Here is a 14,001-nt window from a genome sequence, read left to right as displayed (position 1 = left end):
AGATCTGCGGGGCCTGGCTGCCGTGTATCACCTCGGCGGGCTGGTGAACGCGCTGGACGAGGTGGCGAAGCGGCGGGGTGAGACCCGCCTGCCGGCCACCGCGCGAATGGCTGGGTGGGCGCTCGGGCTGCTGCTGGACGAGCTGGGGCTGACCGAGCCGGGGGACGTGGAGCGGCGCCTGCTCGCGGACGTGTGGCGGGGGGCGGAGTGATGCCGCTACAGCCGATGCAGCTGAACCACGGGACGCCCTCGCATGAGGCGATCGACTTGGCCGTGGGGTCGTTGCGGGGGGACGTGCCCGTCCTGTGGCGGTACGACGGGCTGCCGCCGGAAGTGTTCGAGGTGGTGTCGGCGCTGGCGAAGCTGGCCGCGATCTTGGCGGGTGTGGTCGGGGAGCAGTGCGTCGAGGCGGGCGGGTGGACGGGTGCTGAGGACGTGCTCGAGGCGTTGCGGGCTCAGCAGTTGTCGCCCGGTGAGCGGTTCGCGCCGTGAGCGGGGAGGGTCAGACGTCAGAGGAGTGGGTGCCGGCGTTCCCGGGGCAGCGGCCGCCGTTCGCGCCGGGGCATGAGCTGTCGACGAAGCATGGCGCGAGGTCGCCGCGGAAGGTGGAGCCGTTGGCGCTCGAGTTGGTGGCGCGGCTGCTCGAGCAGCCGGGGACGGAGTACCTGCGGGCGCCGCTGTACGCGTCTGCGGTGCACGCGTGGGCTCGGGTGGAGGCGAAGTGCGCGCGGGCTGCCGAGTATCTGGAGGCCATGCCCATCGAGCGGCAGATGGAGTCTCCGAAGCCGGGGACGGCCCCGCCGTTGGAGGTGTGGCGGCGGATGGAGGCGACCGCGCTGACGCACCGGGGCCGGCTGGGCCTAGATCCGCTGTCGGCGGCGCGGCTGGGGAAGGACGTTGCGGCGGCGAAGGTCGACATGGCGAAGTTGCTGTCGGATGCGCAGGCTGCGGTGGATGCGCGCGAGGCGGGTGAGGGGGCGTGACGGCGGTATGGGTGGTCGAGTCGCTGCTCGATCCCCGGGAGTTCGCGCGGCAGCTGGTGGGTGAGCCGTTGTGGCCGCATCAGCAGACGGTGGTGATGTCGCCGGCACGTACCCGGTGCATGGTGTGTGGCCGGCAGGCGGGGAAGTCGCGGACGTTGGCGATCATCGCCCTGCACACGGCGTTCACTCGGCGGGGGGCGCGGGTGCTGGTGTTGTCGGCGGGTGAGGACGCGGCGAAGGAGCTGCTGGCAGACATGCTCGACCTGGCGTCGAGTCCGCTGCTGGGGGGCTCGGTCGATGACGACAACAAGTCGACGATCACGCTCAGCAATGGGTCGGAGATTCGGTGCATTCCGGCGTCGCAGCGGCGTGCGCGTGGTCCGTCGGTGGATCTGTTGATCTTGGATGAGGCTGCGTCGATCTCGGATGAGCTGTGGCGGGCGATCCGGTACACGATCATCGCCCGGCCGGGCTCGAAGGTGGTGATGGCGGGGACGCCTTACGGCTCGCAGGAGCGGTTCTTCGCGCAGACGTTCCGGCTCGGCGAGAACCGGGCCGAGGGGTACGCGTCGTTCCATTGGCCGTCGCAGGTGTCGCCGCTGGTGGATGACAAGCTGTTGCAGGACTGGCGGCGCACTGATCCGGAGTGGGTGTACCGGCAGGAGGTGCTGGCCGAGTGGGTTGACGACCAGCAGGCTTACTTCTCGGCCGAGGAGCTTGAGGAGGCGGTCGCTGATTACGACCTGTTGGACGCTGACGCGGCTCGTGAGGCGTCGCCGTTCGTGGACGGTCCTGGGCACACGCGGTCGCTGGCGGTTGTTGCCGGGATCGACTGGGGGCTGCGGAACGACGCCAACGTCGTCGCGCTCATCGGAGCACTCGATGACTTCGGCCTGAACGACGAGATCCTCGGTGTCGGCCAGCGTGCCTACTTCGTCCCGTGGCTGGCCGGCCGCTCGGGGTGGGCGTGGCACGACTTCGCCTCGTATGTCGCGGATCTGGTCGAGGTCTACGACGTCAGAATGATCGCGAGCGAGATCAACGGTGTCGGTGATGCCGCCACTTCGATCTTGCGCCGAGAGCTGCAGGAGCGTCGCGTCTCGCCGGCGACTCCACTGGCTGAGGTGTCGATCGACAACCGGCGGAAGCAGGCCGGGTTCGGGCGGATCAAGTCGCTGCTGCAGCAGCGGCGGCTCGTGTTGCCTCGTCATCCTGATCTGCTGCGGCAGTTGAACTCGCTGCAGTTCGAGTACACCGAGTCTGGTGCGGTGCGGATCAGCGTGCCGGAGCGGCTCGGGCACGACGACTTCGCGATGAGCTTGCTGCACGCGGTGTCGTGCGCGAGTGACTTCGCGGTGGCGTCGTGGCACAACCCGGGTCGCAGCTTCTGGGCGCAGGTCGGCGAGTTCGATGACTGGAACCGGGCCTACGCGCGGTTCCGCGCGACCGCTCGGGAGCGTGTCGACCGAGATGACCTCGAGGTCGTTGAGACTGCCGGCGGGCTCGTTGTCCCGCGGTCTGCGCTACCGATGCAGGACTCGGCCATGTGGTGGCAGACGCCTGGGGGCTTCGAGAAGGGTGACACGTGGTGACCGGCGACGAGCCGCTGGATGGCGCTCTGCGTGCGCCTGGGGTCGCGTCGTGGGTGTTGCGTGCGGTGACGCGTGATCTGCGGGCTCGAGCGCGTGTGGATGGCGCGGTGCCGTCGTTTCCGCGGCAGGTGGAGCGTGCATTGGTGCTGCTGCAGGCGGTCGCCGACGACCCCGATGCTGACCTGTCCGGTAGCGGACACTCGGCCGCTACAACGAACAGCGTGACAGGCATGGAACCGACGTCGGTGGCTGCGGAGCGTGCTGGGTGTGGCGAGCGCCGCGCCCGGAGGTTGGCCGCATCTGGCCGTGTCCGCAGCCACCGCGTCAGTGATCGGTGCCTGTTGATCGACACCGATGGACTGATCCGAGCCACGAGGAGCGAACCGTGAGCGGCGCACAGACCAAGACCCCTGGCAACGGCGACGAACAACCGCGCCTGTCGCCGGGCGAAAACATGATCGCCCTGGCCAAGGCGGTCGAGGAGCACTACAAGCCGAAGACCGCCGAGAAGGAGCAGACCCGATGACCGTTGACGACGCGGTAGCGGCGGCCGAACAGGCCGACCAGGAAGCACGAGAGGCCGAGGCACTCGTCGTCGAGTTCGAGCAGCGGCTCGAGGCCGGCGACGAGACGATCACCGCCGAGCAGCTCGACGAGCAGTCGCGGATCTCGCGATTCGCGCGGCTCCGTGCAACGGGTGCGGCGACGAAGCGCGCCGCGGCCGAGCGGGCACTCGCCGTCGAGAGGGCGCAGGAGACGATCGAGCAGGTCGCGAGCATCGACACCTCGGACGCGGAGCTCGTGCAGGCGTGGGCGGCGGCGGTAGATGCGTTGCGCACGCTGGCCAAGCGCGCCACGGCACGGAGCGCGACGATCTGGCACAACTCGAACGAGTTGGTCGCCGCCGACGTGCGGTTGCAGCGGGCGGGCGCCGAAGCCTTGTCCACGTTCGGGGTGCTGGGCGCCATGTACGGGGGCGAGACGGGTTACCGCATCCCGGATCGCGGCATCAACGTGTCCGACGTGGCGCCTGCTGTCCTGATCGCGACCGCGGTCGAGGCCGGTGTGGTCGGCGAAGTGCGTGACTTCTCGTCGATCACCCTGACCAGTTCGCGGCAGCTGGCGGGAAGCACACTCACGGGCCGTGTCGGCGGGTGGGATGCCGCAGCGCGCGGAGTGCTGACCGGCGAGGGGGCGCGGGCATGAGCGCCGGCCCGGTCGTCGTGGGCGGCGGTCCGCTGCGGGACGCCGCGGTCGACGGGCACGCTCCCGGTGAACTGCACACCGTCGTCGGTGTCGGTGATCCGCATGGGCCGGGTGTGCGCTGCATCCAGGTCGGGACACGCGAGTGGGAGGCGCTCGTCGTCGCCGACCGTGCCAACGGGGCGGACGGTGACGTCGCGTGACGGCGGGCGAGTGCACCCGACGCTCCGTGCATGACGTTCTGCAGTACGCGATGCGGCTGCAGGCGGCGGGGGACCTCGAGGAGGTCCGCACCATGATCCGGCGCCGGCTTGCCGGTCGGAATCGGGTGGAGCGTCTGGACTTCGAGGCTGTGCTCGCGTGGACCGCGGCCGAGCTTGCCACGTTCGCGATCGTTGACGACGAGCGCCGTGCTTCGTTCCTCGATCAACTGACGTGGACTGATGCAGAGCTGCGGGCGCGACTGCGCGATCTTCCGGACGGCGCGTAGTGAGCGGCGAGACTGAGACCGGCCATATCGTGGCGTACCTGTCCCTGGACGATTCGGCGTGGGCGCGGACGATTCGGCAGGCCCGCCGGGATCTCGACGCGCTGCGGCACGAGCGGGACATCGACGTGCGGGTACGGGTCGACGACAACGGCGCGCAGGCGCAGCTCGCCGCGATCCGCGCCGAACTGGACCAGCTCCGGGCACGGTCGCGGACGGACATCCGGTTCCGCAACAACGCCCGGCAGACCCGCAGCGACATCGGCAGCATTGGCAGCAGCGCGGACTCGTCCCGCTCCCGTGTCGGGTTGCTGTTCGACGCGATCGTCCTGCTGGGGTCGGCGGCCGCCCCGTTGGCCGCGGTGGGTGGCGGCATCCTCGCCGGCCTCGTCCCCACCCTCGCGTCGACCGCGCTCGGGATCGCCGGCATCAGCGACATGGCGAAGTCCGGCGCCCTCGACATCTCCCGCTACGGCGACGACGTGACCACGTTGAAGCAGGAGCTGACGACGCTGAAGGCGGTCACCGCGGTACCGCTGCTCGACGGACTGGAGTCCGGGCTGGCGAACTCCGCACCCCTGTTCAAGGTGATCAACACCGACGCGCACCAGATGGCGGGGCAGATCGGTGAGATCGCGAGCAACGCCGGTCCCGCGCTGCTCAACATCCTGACGCAGCTGGACCCGTTGTTCGCCAGCATGGGCGCCGAGCTGGTGCGCGGGTCGAACGGGTTGGAGCGGTGGGCGGCGTCGTCCACCGGTGTGCAGGACTTCGTCGCCTACGTGCAGGCCGAGTTGCCGAACGTGGAGCAGACGCTCGGGAACCTGCTCGAGACGATCGTGCATGTCGGGCAGGGCGCCGGGCCGATGGGACACGTGACGCTCGAGGCGATCTCGGCGGTGTCGTCGGCGATCAACTCGCTTCCGCTGCCGGTGCTGCGGGCCATCGTGCCGCTCCTCGTCGCGTGGCGGGTCGCGTCGCTCGGGTTGCGCGCTACCACGGCCGTGGTGGGCGCGATCGGGTCGGCGTACACGCAGGCCGCCGGGCGGGCGCAGGCGATGGGCGCCACGTCGATGGCGGCCAGCCTCGAGATGCGGTCGGCTTCCGCGGCGGCCGCGGCCCAGGTCGCGGCAGACAACCTGGCGCAGGCCGAGTCGGCGCTGACGGCGGCGCGTGCGCAGCAGGGCGCTTCAGCGTCGTTCATCGCGTCGAAGGCGGAAGAGGTCGCCGCCGCCCGTGCCGCGGCCATCCAGACCGCTGCAGCGGCCGAAGCGTCCGCCGCGCGCACCGTCGCGGCCGGTCGTGTCGCCGCGATGGGGTGGCGGGCCGCGCTCGGCCCCATCGGCGCCCTCGTCCTGATCCTCGGATCACTGGCGTTCGCGATGGGTGACTCGTCCGATGAGACAGACGACGCGACGAAGGCGAATCAGAACTACACGGAGTCGGTCAAGCAGTCCACCGACGCCTTGTCGAACGCAAACCTGCAGGCCACGGCGAAGACCCTGCAGGACAACAACGCGCTCAAGGTGCTCGACCGACTCCACGCTGGCAATCAGCAGCTCGGCACGAGCTACGGGACGCTCGCTAACGCCGTCAACGGCAGCAAGAGTGACTTCGACCAGCTCTACCAGTCCCTCCTCGACATCGCTGGCCTCGACAAGCTCCCGGACAACCTCGCCGACCTGGACAAGGGCGGTCAGAAGCTCAACGAGACGCAGAAGGCGGCGGTTGACCTCGCGGACAAGCTCCGGACAACCCGAGCGTCTCTCCACGAGAACATCGACGCCCAGAAGGCGTACAACCAGGCGCAGTCCGAGAGCGTGCGACTGGCTGCCGGCGGCAGTCCCGCTCAGCAGGCCATGGCTCGCGCCCTGAACATGACCGGCGCCGAGTACCTCGCTGCCACGAAAGCCGCGAAGCAGAACACCGACCAGACCAACGCGCAGGCCCAGGCCATGCGCGTCGCGAGTGATGCCGCCGGGCTGCTCGACCAGGCGTTCAAGAAGCTCAACGGCGAGACGCTCGACATCGCGGACGCGAGGATCGCGCAGGCGAACTCGCTGGCCACGTTGACGAAGGGTCTCAAGGACAACGCCACCGCGTGGTCGTTGAGTACCGAGGCTGGACGCAACAACCAGCAGAACGTGAACAGCGCCATTCGCTCAGCGCAGGCTCTCGGCGAGGCCGTATCCGGCGGCTCCAAGATGACCCGAAAGGGCATCGAAGCCACCCGCGAAGCCCTCACGCAGGAACGCGCACGGTTGAAGGCGATGGGCGCATCCGCGGGCGCGATACGCCGAGTCGACCGCGCGCTGTCCGATCTGAACAAGATCCCAGCCAAGAAGATCGCGACGACAGTCGACACCACGACGGCACAGGCACGCATTCGCGATCTGACGGCGAAGGTGAACGCCATCAAGCAGGGGAAGGTGCCGGGGGTCACGGCCAACACGGCCGTCGGCAAGGCGCTGATTGCCCGCCTCAACGACCAGATCAACTCGTTGCAGCAGAACCGGGTTCCGCAGGTCTCGGCGCTCACCGGCCCAGCCGAGTCCGCGCTTCAGCGTGTCCAGAACTACCTCAACGCTCTGCACGACAAGAGCGTGAACGTCACGGTGCACCACAACGGCACCGTCTCGACCGGGGGCGACTCTGGCCGCTCCAAGGGTGGGCAGAAGTTCGAGGCGGCGAAGGGCGGTCCGGTGCATCGGGCCGCCGGCGGCGACGTGGGCATGGTCTACGGTCCCGGCACTGGCACCTCGGACGACGTGCCCGCCATGCTCGTCGACGGCTCCTACCGGCAGCCGTACCGCCTCTCCAACGGGGAGTGGATCTCGACCGCCGACGCCACGAAGCGGAACCGGTCCGCGCTCGAAGCCGCGAACCGTGGCGCCACCCTCGACGTCGTCGCGATGGCCGCCGGCGGCCGTGTCGGACAGATCACCACCACCCGCGGGTCCGGGAAGAAGGACAAGGCCGACTACCGGTACGGCGGCAAGACCTACGACACCATCACCGCCGCCCAGAACGCCCGCGCCACCGACATCAAGGCCGTCCTCAAGCTCACCACCCAGATCGACACCAAGGGCCTCCGCGCCTTCAGCGACGCCGTCGACGGCACCACCAGCCAGGCGCGGGCAGCGTTCCGGCGGCTCTACGACCAGATGGACGACGCCGGCGCCTCCGACCGGGCCCTCGCCCACCTGCGGAAGCTCGACGCCGCGCTCCTCACCCATACCCGCCGCCGTGACGCGCTCCGCGCCCAACTCGGCTCCCCGTCCCGCTCGAACAGCACCGCCTACGACAAGCTCGAGGCCGCCCGTTCCGCCTACTCGTCGACGTACACGCAGGCCCGCGACGCCGCGCGGGGCACCTTCAACGTCGCATCTGCTGGCGTGACCGACCAGCAGGCCACCCCGACGTTCGGGTCGATGCAGGCCGCCGCCCGGCAACAGGCACTCCTCGTCACGAAGTACGTGGCCGGGGTGCGGGCGTTGGCGAAGAAGCTGGGGAAGTCGCAGACGGGCCGGGCGATGCTTCAGCAGATCATCGACGCCGGGCCGGGCGCCTACCCGCAGGTGCGGGCGTTGCTGTCCGCATCCGCGTCGGACCTGTCGTCGCTGGTGTCGTCGCAGCGGACGATCAACGAACGGTCGTCGGCGTTCGGGACGTTCGCCGCGGACACCTTCAACAAGGCGGGGGTGACGACCGCGCAGCGGCGGGTCAACGACCTGAAGCGTGACATCGCCGCCGAGGACCGCCGCGCGGACCGCACCGCACGCGTCATGGCGAAGGCGGCACGCGCCGAGCTGCGCAACATCAAGCTCGACATCTACATGGACGGCAAGAAGGTCGGCACCGCGTCCCGCAAGGGCAACAAGAAGAACGACCGGCGACGCTGACTCAGCCTTGCAGTCCGGGGGACCAGGCCCGTCGAGTGGTGGGAACTGTCGGACCGGCCGCATACGGTCGGTCCACCCGCCGACGCCAGGTCGGCGAACGAAGGGGGTAGCTGTGGCAGACCGAGACGAAGCCGAAGACGCCGTGATGGAAGCGCTGCACGAGGCGGCCAAGCTCGCCACGAGGCACCTCAAGAACCAGACTGCAGGGTCACATGCGGTCGAGTATGCGAGCGCCGTGCGAGAGCTCGCCGAGGCTGTGGCTTGGCTGGACGCACCGCAGAACTCGCACTGACGAGTACGCTCGGCGGCGACGGGGCGTCCCTCCGCGACGCGGGGGATTGGCGCCCCATCGCTCACTGCAGGTGGATCTCCGCGAGCTGACCGCCGCCCTAGTCGGCGGGATCACCACACACACCGGCCGGCAGCCGCATCGCTGCCGCGGCCAGGGTGAGCCTGCGGAAGGTGTTCAGGTAGCGGAGCGGTGGCACGATGACGTAGCGCACCGTTACGCTCCCGCGCATGGCTGAACTCGACTACGCGTTTCTGGCTGAGTTCGCCAGCATCCAGCCGAACGGCACCCTCAATGTGCTGAACGCCAGCTACACAAGCGTGACCGTGCCGATGCTGCCGGGCCAACATCTGCTGTCGATTGCTGGCCGCGTTCGCGCCCAGGAGGGTGAACCCCCGAATCAGCTGACCATTCGAGTTCGGAATGCGCCAGTCTTCGAACTGGCGATGGAAGTGCCGCTTGCAGACTCGTCTGCCAGTCGGCCATACGACGGCAAGGTCGGTCGACTGTTCGCGCTGACCACCCTCATTCCGACTCCGGCGGCGGGCCTGTACGAGGTGCTAGTGGAGCTCGACGGCGAGCAAGTTCGCCGACTGGCCTTCGATGTGGAACTGCAGCCTCAGGCGCGATGAGACTCCGGATCCTGCCGCACGCCCGCGTGCGGATGCGTGAGCGTGGGATTTCCGAGCTGGACATAACAGAGGCTTTACGCAATCATCATTCAGACGAGACGACACCGAAGAACAGCATCCGCTACATCGGACCTGGAGTAGATGGACGGGACCTGAAGGTTTGGGTACGTCACCCGGGACTAGCTGTGGATGACGTGACCGTCAAGTCCGTAGCATGGAAGGATTGAGTCATGCCCGCCATCAACATCACTGCCACCGTCGACCTGGCGGCTGAGGCCGCCTACATCCGATTCTGTGACGGCGAGGTCGCTCGGACCGTCGAGGTCACCGACGAGGTCCAGATCGACTTGGACGCGTTCGCGATGGCGCTCGGCATCGAAATCCTCGATCTGCAGGCTGAGATCCCCTTCCAGCGGCTCATCACTGAGTACCACGTTCCGATCGAGGCGATCGACGCGCTTCGCGCCATTCGCCCGTCGGTTGCCGGGTACTTCCGCATCGGTCAGAGCGGCGACGGATCTCTGGTCACCGGGGGGATGCGCGCGCCCGTGCCGGCCTAACTGTCTGACCGCCGGGTCTGCTCGGCTGCGAGACGGGCACGGACACGGTCGGCCGCCGGCGACAGCAACCGCCGCAACTCGGCCTTCCGTTCCGACGTCAACCGCGGCCACGTCGCGACCTCCGCGCGGATCCGCTGCGCGCGCTCTTCGGCGGTCTCGACCGGGCGCTTCGGGGTGGTCATGCGAGCCAACGTAGCTACGCCCCGCCCTCCGTCTATCTCGGAGGGCGGGGCGCTTTGGGTCAGCGGCTAGTTAGCTAACAAGCCTCCCGCCGTGGCTGCCAGGCCGGCCATGCGCTCGTGCGCGTCGTTGAGGGATGCCCGCATGTAGATCTGCGTGGTCTGCAGCGACGCGTGGCCGAGGAGCTGCTGGACGAGCAGCACGTCCCGGGTCATCCGGACGACCTCAGTAGCGAAGTAGTGCCGGAGCGAGTGCATCGTCGACTCGATACCGATGCTGGTCATGAACTTGCTCGACTGGATGGACAGCTGCGACGCCGTGAAGGGCGTCCCGTCGCGCTTGAGCACGATCGGGCCGAGTCGGCGCCGCGAGGCCGGCACGAGTTCCGCCACCACTGGCGGTAGCAGCGGGACGATGCGCTCGTACCCGCCCTTGCCGTGGATGAGGGCTGTGGGTTGCGGGGCCGTCAGGTTGAGGTCTTGGCCCGTCAGACGCGTGACCTCACCGCATCGCAACCCGGCGAATGCCGCCAGGACGTAGGCCAACCGAAGCCCACCCGTCGCGCATGCCAGCAGCGTCCGCAGGTCGCCCTCGTCGATCGGGTGAGGAAGCCCCTGCCTAGGGCGCACCCGCACCATCCTCGACGTCGGATCGCGCAGCACGCGCTCGGTCGACACCGCCCACGCGTAGAACGCCCGGACGTGGCGGGTGTACACGTCCACACTCGCCCGCGCGAGGTGACTGTAGGACTGCTGGAACCGCTCGAGCTGCTCCGGCGACGCGCCGAGCAGCAGCGTCGGCGCCAGCCAGACCGACAACCGGCGCAGGAACTCCGACCGGTCGCTGATCGTGACCGGTGACAGCTTGTTCGTCAGCATGTGCCGCTCGAACTCGTCGAGTACCGGGTCATAGGGGGTCATCGGGCGTCTCCCATCGTGGCAACGGTGTCGAGCACGGTCTGAGCGAACTCGGCGGCCTGCTGCGGGGACAGCGCGCGGTCGTCCTCGCCGACGTACACCTCGACGGGGCTCCGCGTGAGGCTGACCGCTCCGTCGCCACTGATGCTGACGCTGTCGGTGGCGAAGATCGTGACGGCGCGCCCGACCGGGCTGACTGCGGTGTGCTCCCACCGGATGCCGCCCTCGACGTCCTCGTGGGTAGTCGCCCACGAGGGAGCCTGGCCCGCGCTCGGCGGTTCCCGCCCCTCGACGACCCTGCGCAGCAGATCGCCGGCCGCTTCGATCGCCCGGGCGAGATCCAGCGCCTCCTCCGGCGTCTCCGCCTGGTCGTAGTAGAACGCGACGTAGGCCGGTACCAAGGTGACCCGGCCCGCCTCGTGCCGCTCGTCCTGGACCACGGCCGCGGCCGTTCGCCCGAAGACGTGGGTGTGGATCCGGAACTTCACGGACGGGTCGTTCCAGTCCGAGGACTCGAAGTCCGTGCGGTGGTCGGGGTTGGTGTCGCTGCACCACCACGGACACGGGGGCATGGCGGCGGGGCTCAGGTCCGTGGTCGGCCCGCCGATGGCGGGAGAGGACTGTCCGGCTTGCTCGGTACGTTCTGACATGGGTCCTGCCTTCCTGTTCGCGCAGGGGAGTGCGATCAAGGCCTCGGCCCGGTGTTCCAGCACCGGCCGGGGCCGTCTTCGTGCCTGGGGTCAGGCGTGAGGGGATGTGGTCACGAAAGTGGTCACACACGAACGGGTGCGACCCGTGACGAACGGGGACAAGGGACAGGCGGCGCCCGCGCACAGGCCCGAGATTCCGGGCGACGCGGGGTCACGAGGGATCACCCGGTACGTCGGGCCTGCGACTCGTAATGAGGTTGTCCGGGGTTCGATTCCCCGAGGCGGCTCCATCCCTTCCCCGTCCCGGTGTCCGGTGCGACGCCCGGGCGGCCCGGCCGCGGCGAACTCGTCGGAATCAGGGGTTGCGCCCCCGCCCGACCTTGTGTAAGGTTTTTGTTAGGCAGTTCGGTGCCAGTATCTGGAAAGACTCAGCACCGGCCTCGAGCGTTCCGACGCTCGTGTCTGCGCGAACCCGTTGATCGGGGGAACAACGGAGATACCCGCCGCAGCCTGCCGAAACGTGGCCGCCCCGCCACTCGCCTCGTGCGAGCGGCGGGGCGGTTCTTCGTTGTCGCGCGGAGTTCGGGTCGGCGGTCGCTACTGCTCGATCTGCAGCACGCCGACGAGGCCGGTGGCGGCCAGCACCCGGTGCACCTGGGGCTGCAGGTTGCGCAGCCGCAGCGCGACGCCGACATCCTGCGCCTGCTGGTTGAGCCCCACGAGGAAGCCGATGCCCACGGAGTCCAGGAAGCTGACCTGGGTCAGGTCGAGCATCAGGACCTCGGGCGTCTCGGCCGTGAGCGCGGAGCTGACCTTGGCCTGGGCCTCGGACGCGGTGCGGATGTCGATCTCGCCCGCGAGGTCGACGATCGTGACGCGCTGCGAACTCACGCGCGCGACCCTATCGGGCGGTCGTCGGGCGTCGACAGGGTCGTTCGGCGTGCTGGACACGGTCGTGGCACCCCGCTCACGCCGGCGCGAGGCTGAAGTCGGCGAAGTCGAAACCGGGCGACACGACGCAGGCGACGAGGACCGCCTCGGCCCCGGCGGGGCGCGCGGTCTGCCATTCCTCGCCCTGCACCAGGTGCTGGCCGCCGACGTCCAGCCGCACCTCGGCGCCGGCCACGGGGGCGTCGGCGGTGCCGCCGACGGTGAGCAGCAGCGCCCCGCCGCCCTGCCAGAGCCACAGCTCGGGCGAGCGGACGCGGTGCCAGGCCGAGTGCTGTCCCGGCTCGAGCAGGAAGGCGACGCAGGTGGCGAGCGGGCGCGTGCCGGCGGGCGTCTCGACCGTCGCCTCGTGCCGCCACGTCTCGCGGTACCACCCGCCCTCGGGGTGGGGCTGCATGCCGAGCGCCCGCGGGTCCAGCGTGGTCATCAGCGGTGGATCCGCACGCGTGTGCCGACCGGTGCCCAGCGGTACAGCCACGCCATCGTCTTCGCCGGGACGTGCGTGCAACCGTGCGAGCCGCGGGTGCGGTACTTCTGGCTGCCGTAGGCGAACGTCTGCCAGGACGAGTCGTGCAGGCCGTACGCGCCGTCGTAGGGCATCCAGTACTTCACCGGGTAAGCGCCGCCGGCCGCGGGATGCAGCGTGGTGTCGCGCTGCTTGGCGGAGATGCGCCAGGTGCCGCGCGGGGTCGCGTAGCCATGCGCGCTCGCCCCGGTCGTGACGCGGGTCGTGCGCACCAGCCGGCCGGACGCGCACATCCGGGCGAGCTGGCGGCTGATGTCGATGTCGATGGTCTTGCCCGACAGCTTCGGGCACGCCCTGGACTTCTTCGGCGTGCTCGCGGTGCTCGCCGCGACCTGGCGCTCGGTGGCGGCCTGTCGCTGCGCGCCCGACGCGGGCGAGGTCATGACCGACAGCGTCGCCCCGGCCGCGGCGGCGAGCGCCACCGCCAGCAGGGCGACGAGCCATGCGCGCACGGGAGCCTCCTTCTCGGATCGCCGCAGTCTAGGGGCGGGACGGCCCGCGACGGCGGGTCGTCGTCACCGGGTCGACGGTCGCCGCATCGGCGTGTGCGGGATGCCGTCCTCTTGGTAATCGGCACCGGCACGCCCGAATCCAAATCGGCCGTACCAATCAGCCAGCTGTGATTGCGCTTCCAGCACGGTCTCCCCGTCGCCCACGAGCTCGAGCGCGCGAGTCATCAACCGGGCGGCCGACCCCCGGCCGCGTGCCGCCGAAGCGGTGGCGACGCGGCCGATGCGGGCGGTGCCGTCGGGATCGCGCAACAGCCGCAGGGTGGCGAGGACGGCACCGTCCTCGTCGGCGATCCACAACTGCCGGGCGTCGTCCTCGGCGTCGCGGCCGTCCGGGTCGAGGTAGACGCAGTCCTGCTCCAGCACGAAGACCTCCGAGCGGAGCGCCAGGATGCGGTAGAGGACGACGGGGTCGAGGTCGCGCAGCAGACCGTCGTGCACGGCGGGCAGCGGGTCGGGGCTCACCCGCGCAGCCTGGCAGACGACGGGGCGAACCCGGTTGGCCCCACGCGGGCGCGGTCGCGACGGCCGGTCAGCCGCGCTGGCGTGGGGCCAACCACGCCGCGTGCCGCGCTGGGATGGGGCCAACCACGCCGCGTGCCGCGCTGGGATGGGGCCGACCG

The 14,001-nt window shown here is 69.7% G+C and carries 20 protein-coding genes; 13 read left to right on the top strand and 7 right to left on the bottom strand.

Annotated features, from left to right (window positions below; all coding sequences use genetic code 11):
- Window positions 1–22: 22 nt before the first annotated feature.
- The 10 genes from BUE29_RS06665 to BUE29_RS06630 all read left to right on the top strand — a co-directional run bounded on the left by BUE29_RS06665 (window position 23) and on the right by BUE29_RS06630 (window position 8,167).
- Window positions 23–211, top strand: coding sequence for a hypothetical protein (locus BUE29_RS06665; protein WP_073387912.1), 189 nt, complete (start codon window positions 23–25; stop codon window positions 209–211).
- A gap of 14 nt (window positions 212–225) precedes the next feature.
- Window positions 226–492: a hypothetical protein gene (locus BUE29_RS06660; RefSeq protein ID WP_143168031.1), complete on the top strand. Its 267-nt coding sequence runs from the start codon at window positions 226–228 to the stop codon at window positions 490–492.
- A 122-nt stretch (window positions 493–614) separates the two neighbouring features.
- Complete coding sequence (locus BUE29_RS06655) at window positions 615–983, top strand: hypothetical protein (RefSeq protein WP_143168030.1); 369 nt, start codon at window positions 615–617, stop codon at window positions 981–983.
- An 11-nt stretch (window positions 984–994) separates the two neighbouring features.
- On the top strand, window positions 995–2,575 hold the full coding sequence (locus BUE29_RS06650; RefSeq protein ID WP_073387903.1) for a terminase large subunit domain-containing protein: 1,581 nt from the start codon (window positions 995–997) through the stop codon (window positions 2,573–2,575).
- On the top strand, window positions 2,572–2,964 hold the full coding sequence (locus BUE29_RS21875) for a hypothetical protein (protein WP_143168029.1): 393 nt from the start codon (window positions 2,572–2,574) through the stop codon (window positions 2,962–2,964). Before BUE29_RS06650 ends, BUE29_RS21875 begins: the two co-directional genes overlap by 4 nt.
- The gene (locus BUE29_RS22400; RefSeq protein ID WP_159440833.1) at window positions 2,961–3,101 is read left to right on the top strand and encodes a hypothetical protein; all 141 of its coding nucleotides are present in this window, start codon (window positions 2,961–2,963) and stop codon (window positions 3,099–3,101) included. The genes BUE29_RS21875 and BUE29_RS22400 overlap by 4 nt, the downstream gene beginning before the upstream one ends.
- Window positions 3,098–3,781: a hypothetical protein gene (locus BUE29_RS06645; protein WP_073387901.1), complete on the top strand. Its 684-nt coding sequence runs from the start codon at window positions 3,098–3,100 to the stop codon at window positions 3,779–3,781. Before BUE29_RS22400 ends, BUE29_RS06645 begins: the two co-directional genes overlap by 4 nt.
- Window positions 3,778–3,981: a hypothetical protein gene (locus BUE29_RS06640; protein WP_073387899.1), complete on the top strand. Its 204-nt coding sequence runs from the start codon at window positions 3,778–3,780 to the stop codon at window positions 3,979–3,981. The genes BUE29_RS06645 and BUE29_RS06640 overlap by 4 nt, the downstream gene beginning before the upstream one ends.
- The gene (locus tag BUE29_RS06635; protein ID WP_073387896.1) at window positions 3,978–4,268 is read left to right on the top strand and encodes a hypothetical protein; all 291 of its coding nucleotides are present in this window, start codon (window positions 3,978–3,980) and stop codon (window positions 4,266–4,268) included. The genes BUE29_RS06640 and BUE29_RS06635 overlap by 4 nt, the downstream gene beginning before the upstream one ends.
- A 29-nt stretch (window positions 4,269–4,297) precedes the next feature.
- The gene (locus BUE29_RS06630; protein WP_143168028.1) at window positions 4,298–8,167 is read left to right on the top strand and encodes a hypothetical protein; all 3,870 of its coding nucleotides are present in this window, start codon (window positions 4,298–4,300) and stop codon (window positions 8,165–8,167) included.
- Window positions 8,168–8,556: 389 nt separating this feature from the next.
- Here BUE29_RS06630 and BUE29_RS23375 read toward each other — a convergent pair whose 3' ends face one another.
- The gene (locus BUE29_RS23375) at window positions 8,557–8,688 is read right to left on the bottom strand and encodes a hypothetical protein (protein ID WP_268766572.1); all 132 of its coding nucleotides are present in this window, start codon (window positions 8,686–8,688) and stop codon (window positions 8,557–8,559) included.
- Between BUE29_RS23375 and BUE29_RS06620 the strand changes: the two genes are divergently transcribed.
- The 3 genes from BUE29_RS06620 to BUE29_RS06610 are packed head-to-tail and all read left to right on the top strand — an operon-like array spanning window position 8,687 to window position 9,648.
- Window positions 8,687–9,088: a DUF6941 family protein gene (locus BUE29_RS06620; protein WP_073387892.1), complete on the top strand. Its 402-nt coding sequence runs from the start codon at window positions 8,687–8,689 to the stop codon at window positions 9,086–9,088. The two genes, BUE29_RS23375 and BUE29_RS06620, sit on opposite strands and share 2 nt — an antisense overlap.
- Window positions 9,085–9,315 (top strand): DUF4258 domain-containing protein, encoded by a 231-nt coding sequence (locus BUE29_RS23645; RefSeq protein ID WP_073387891.1) that lies wholly within the window; start codon window positions 9,085–9,087, stop codon window positions 9,313–9,315. The genes BUE29_RS06620 and BUE29_RS23645 overlap by 4 nt, the downstream gene beginning before the upstream one ends.
- 3 nt (window positions 9,316–9,318) lie before the next feature.
- Window positions 9,319–9,648 carry a DUF2283 domain-containing protein gene (locus tag BUE29_RS06610; protein WP_073387890.1) on the top strand — a complete coding sequence of 110 codons (330 nt, stop codon included), beginning with the start codon at window positions 9,319–9,321 and terminating at the stop codon, window positions 9,646–9,648.
- Window positions 9,649–9,896: 248 nt separating this feature from the next.
- Here BUE29_RS06610 and BUE29_RS06600 read toward each other — a convergent pair whose 3' ends face one another.
- From BUE29_RS06600 to BUE29_RS06575, 6 genes are all read right to left on the bottom strand, one after another.
- Window positions 9,897–10,748, bottom strand: coding sequence for a tyrosine-type recombinase/integrase (locus BUE29_RS06600; protein WP_073387888.1), 852 nt, complete (start codon window positions 10,746–10,748; stop codon window positions 9,897–9,899).
- A complete protein-coding gene (locus tag BUE29_RS06595; protein ID WP_073387887.1) occupies window positions 10,745–11,317 on the bottom strand; it encodes a hypothetical protein in 573 nt (190 codons plus the stop codon). The genes BUE29_RS06600 and BUE29_RS06595 overlap by 4 nt, the downstream gene beginning before the upstream one ends.
- A 675-nt stretch (window positions 11,318–11,992) precedes the next feature.
- Window positions 11,993–12,286 carry an STAS domain-containing protein gene (locus BUE29_RS06590; RefSeq protein ID WP_073387886.1) on the bottom strand — a complete coding sequence of 98 codons (294 nt, stop codon included), beginning with the start codon at window positions 12,284–12,286 and terminating at the stop codon, window positions 11,993–11,995.
- Between the two features lie 76 nt (window positions 12,287–12,362).
- Entirely contained in the window at window positions 12,363–12,770 is a 408-nt protein-coding gene (locus tag BUE29_RS06585; protein WP_073387885.1) for a cupin domain-containing protein, read from the bottom strand.
- Window positions 12,770–13,321 carry a L,D-transpeptidase gene (locus BUE29_RS06580; protein WP_073387875.1) on the bottom strand — a complete coding sequence of 184 codons (552 nt, stop codon included), beginning with the start codon at window positions 13,319–13,321 and terminating at the stop codon, window positions 12,770–12,772. Before BUE29_RS06580 ends, BUE29_RS06585 begins: the two co-directional genes overlap by 1 nt.
- Window positions 13,322–13,384: 63 nt before the next feature.
- On the bottom strand, window positions 13,385–13,843 hold the full coding sequence (locus BUE29_RS06575) for a GNAT family N-acetyltransferase (protein WP_073387872.1): 459 nt from the start codon (window positions 13,841–13,843) through the stop codon (window positions 13,385–13,387).
- Between the last annotated feature and the right edge of the window lie 158 nt (window positions 13,844–14,001).

Source organism: Jatrophihabitans endophyticus (assembly GCF_900129455.1).
GTDB lineage: Bacteria > Actinomycetota > Actinomycetes > Mycobacteriales > Jatrophihabitantaceae > Jatrophihabitans > Jatrophihabitans endophyticus.
The sequence above is the reverse complement of the archived record's forward strand: the minus strand, read 5'-3'. Positions and strand labels throughout refer to the sequence as shown.

What these genes read in the sequence shown, in the direction of transcription:
- BUE29_RS06660 (WP_143168031.1), top strand. Translation starts at nt 226, where the DNA reads ATGCAGCTGAACCACGGGACGCCCTCGCATGAGGCGATCGACTTGGCC.
- BUE29_RS06645 (WP_073387901.1), top strand. Translation starts at nt 3,098, where the DNA reads ATGACCGTTGACGACGCGGTAGCGGCGGCCGAACAGGCCGACCAGGAA.
- BUE29_RS06640 (WP_073387899.1), top strand. Translation starts at nt 3,778, where the DNA reads ATGAGCGCCGGCCCGGTCGTCGTGGGCGGCGGTCCGCTGCGGGACGCC.
- BUE29_RS06620 (WP_073387892.1), top strand. Translation starts at nt 8,687, where the DNA reads ATGGCTGAACTCGACTACGCGTTTCTGGCTGAGTTCGCCAGCATCCAG.
- BUE29_RS23375 (WP_268766572.1), bottom strand. Translation starts at nt 8,688, where the DNA reads ATGCGCGGGAGCGTAACGGTGCGCTACGTCATCGTGCCACCGCTCCGC.
- BUE29_RS23645 (WP_073387891.1), top strand. Translation starts at nt 9,085, where the DNA reads ATGAGACTCCGGATCCTGCCGCACGCCCGCGTGCGGATGCGTGAGCGT.
- BUE29_RS06610 (WP_073387890.1), top strand. Translation starts at nt 9,319, where the DNA reads ATGCCCGCCATCAACATCACTGCCACCGTCGACCTGGCGGCTGAGGCC.
- BUE29_RS06600 (WP_073387888.1), bottom strand. Translation starts at nt 10,748, where the DNA reads ATGACCCCCTATGACCCGGTACTCGACGAGTTCGAGCGGCACATGCTG.
- BUE29_RS06595 (WP_073387887.1), bottom strand. Translation starts at nt 11,317, where the DNA reads ATGCCCCCGTGTCCGTGGTGGTGCAGCGACACCAACCCCGACCACCGC.
- BUE29_RS06585 (WP_073387885.1), bottom strand. Translation starts at nt 12,770, where the DNA reads ATGACCACGCTGGACCCGCGGGCGCTCGGCATGCAGCCCCACCCCGAG.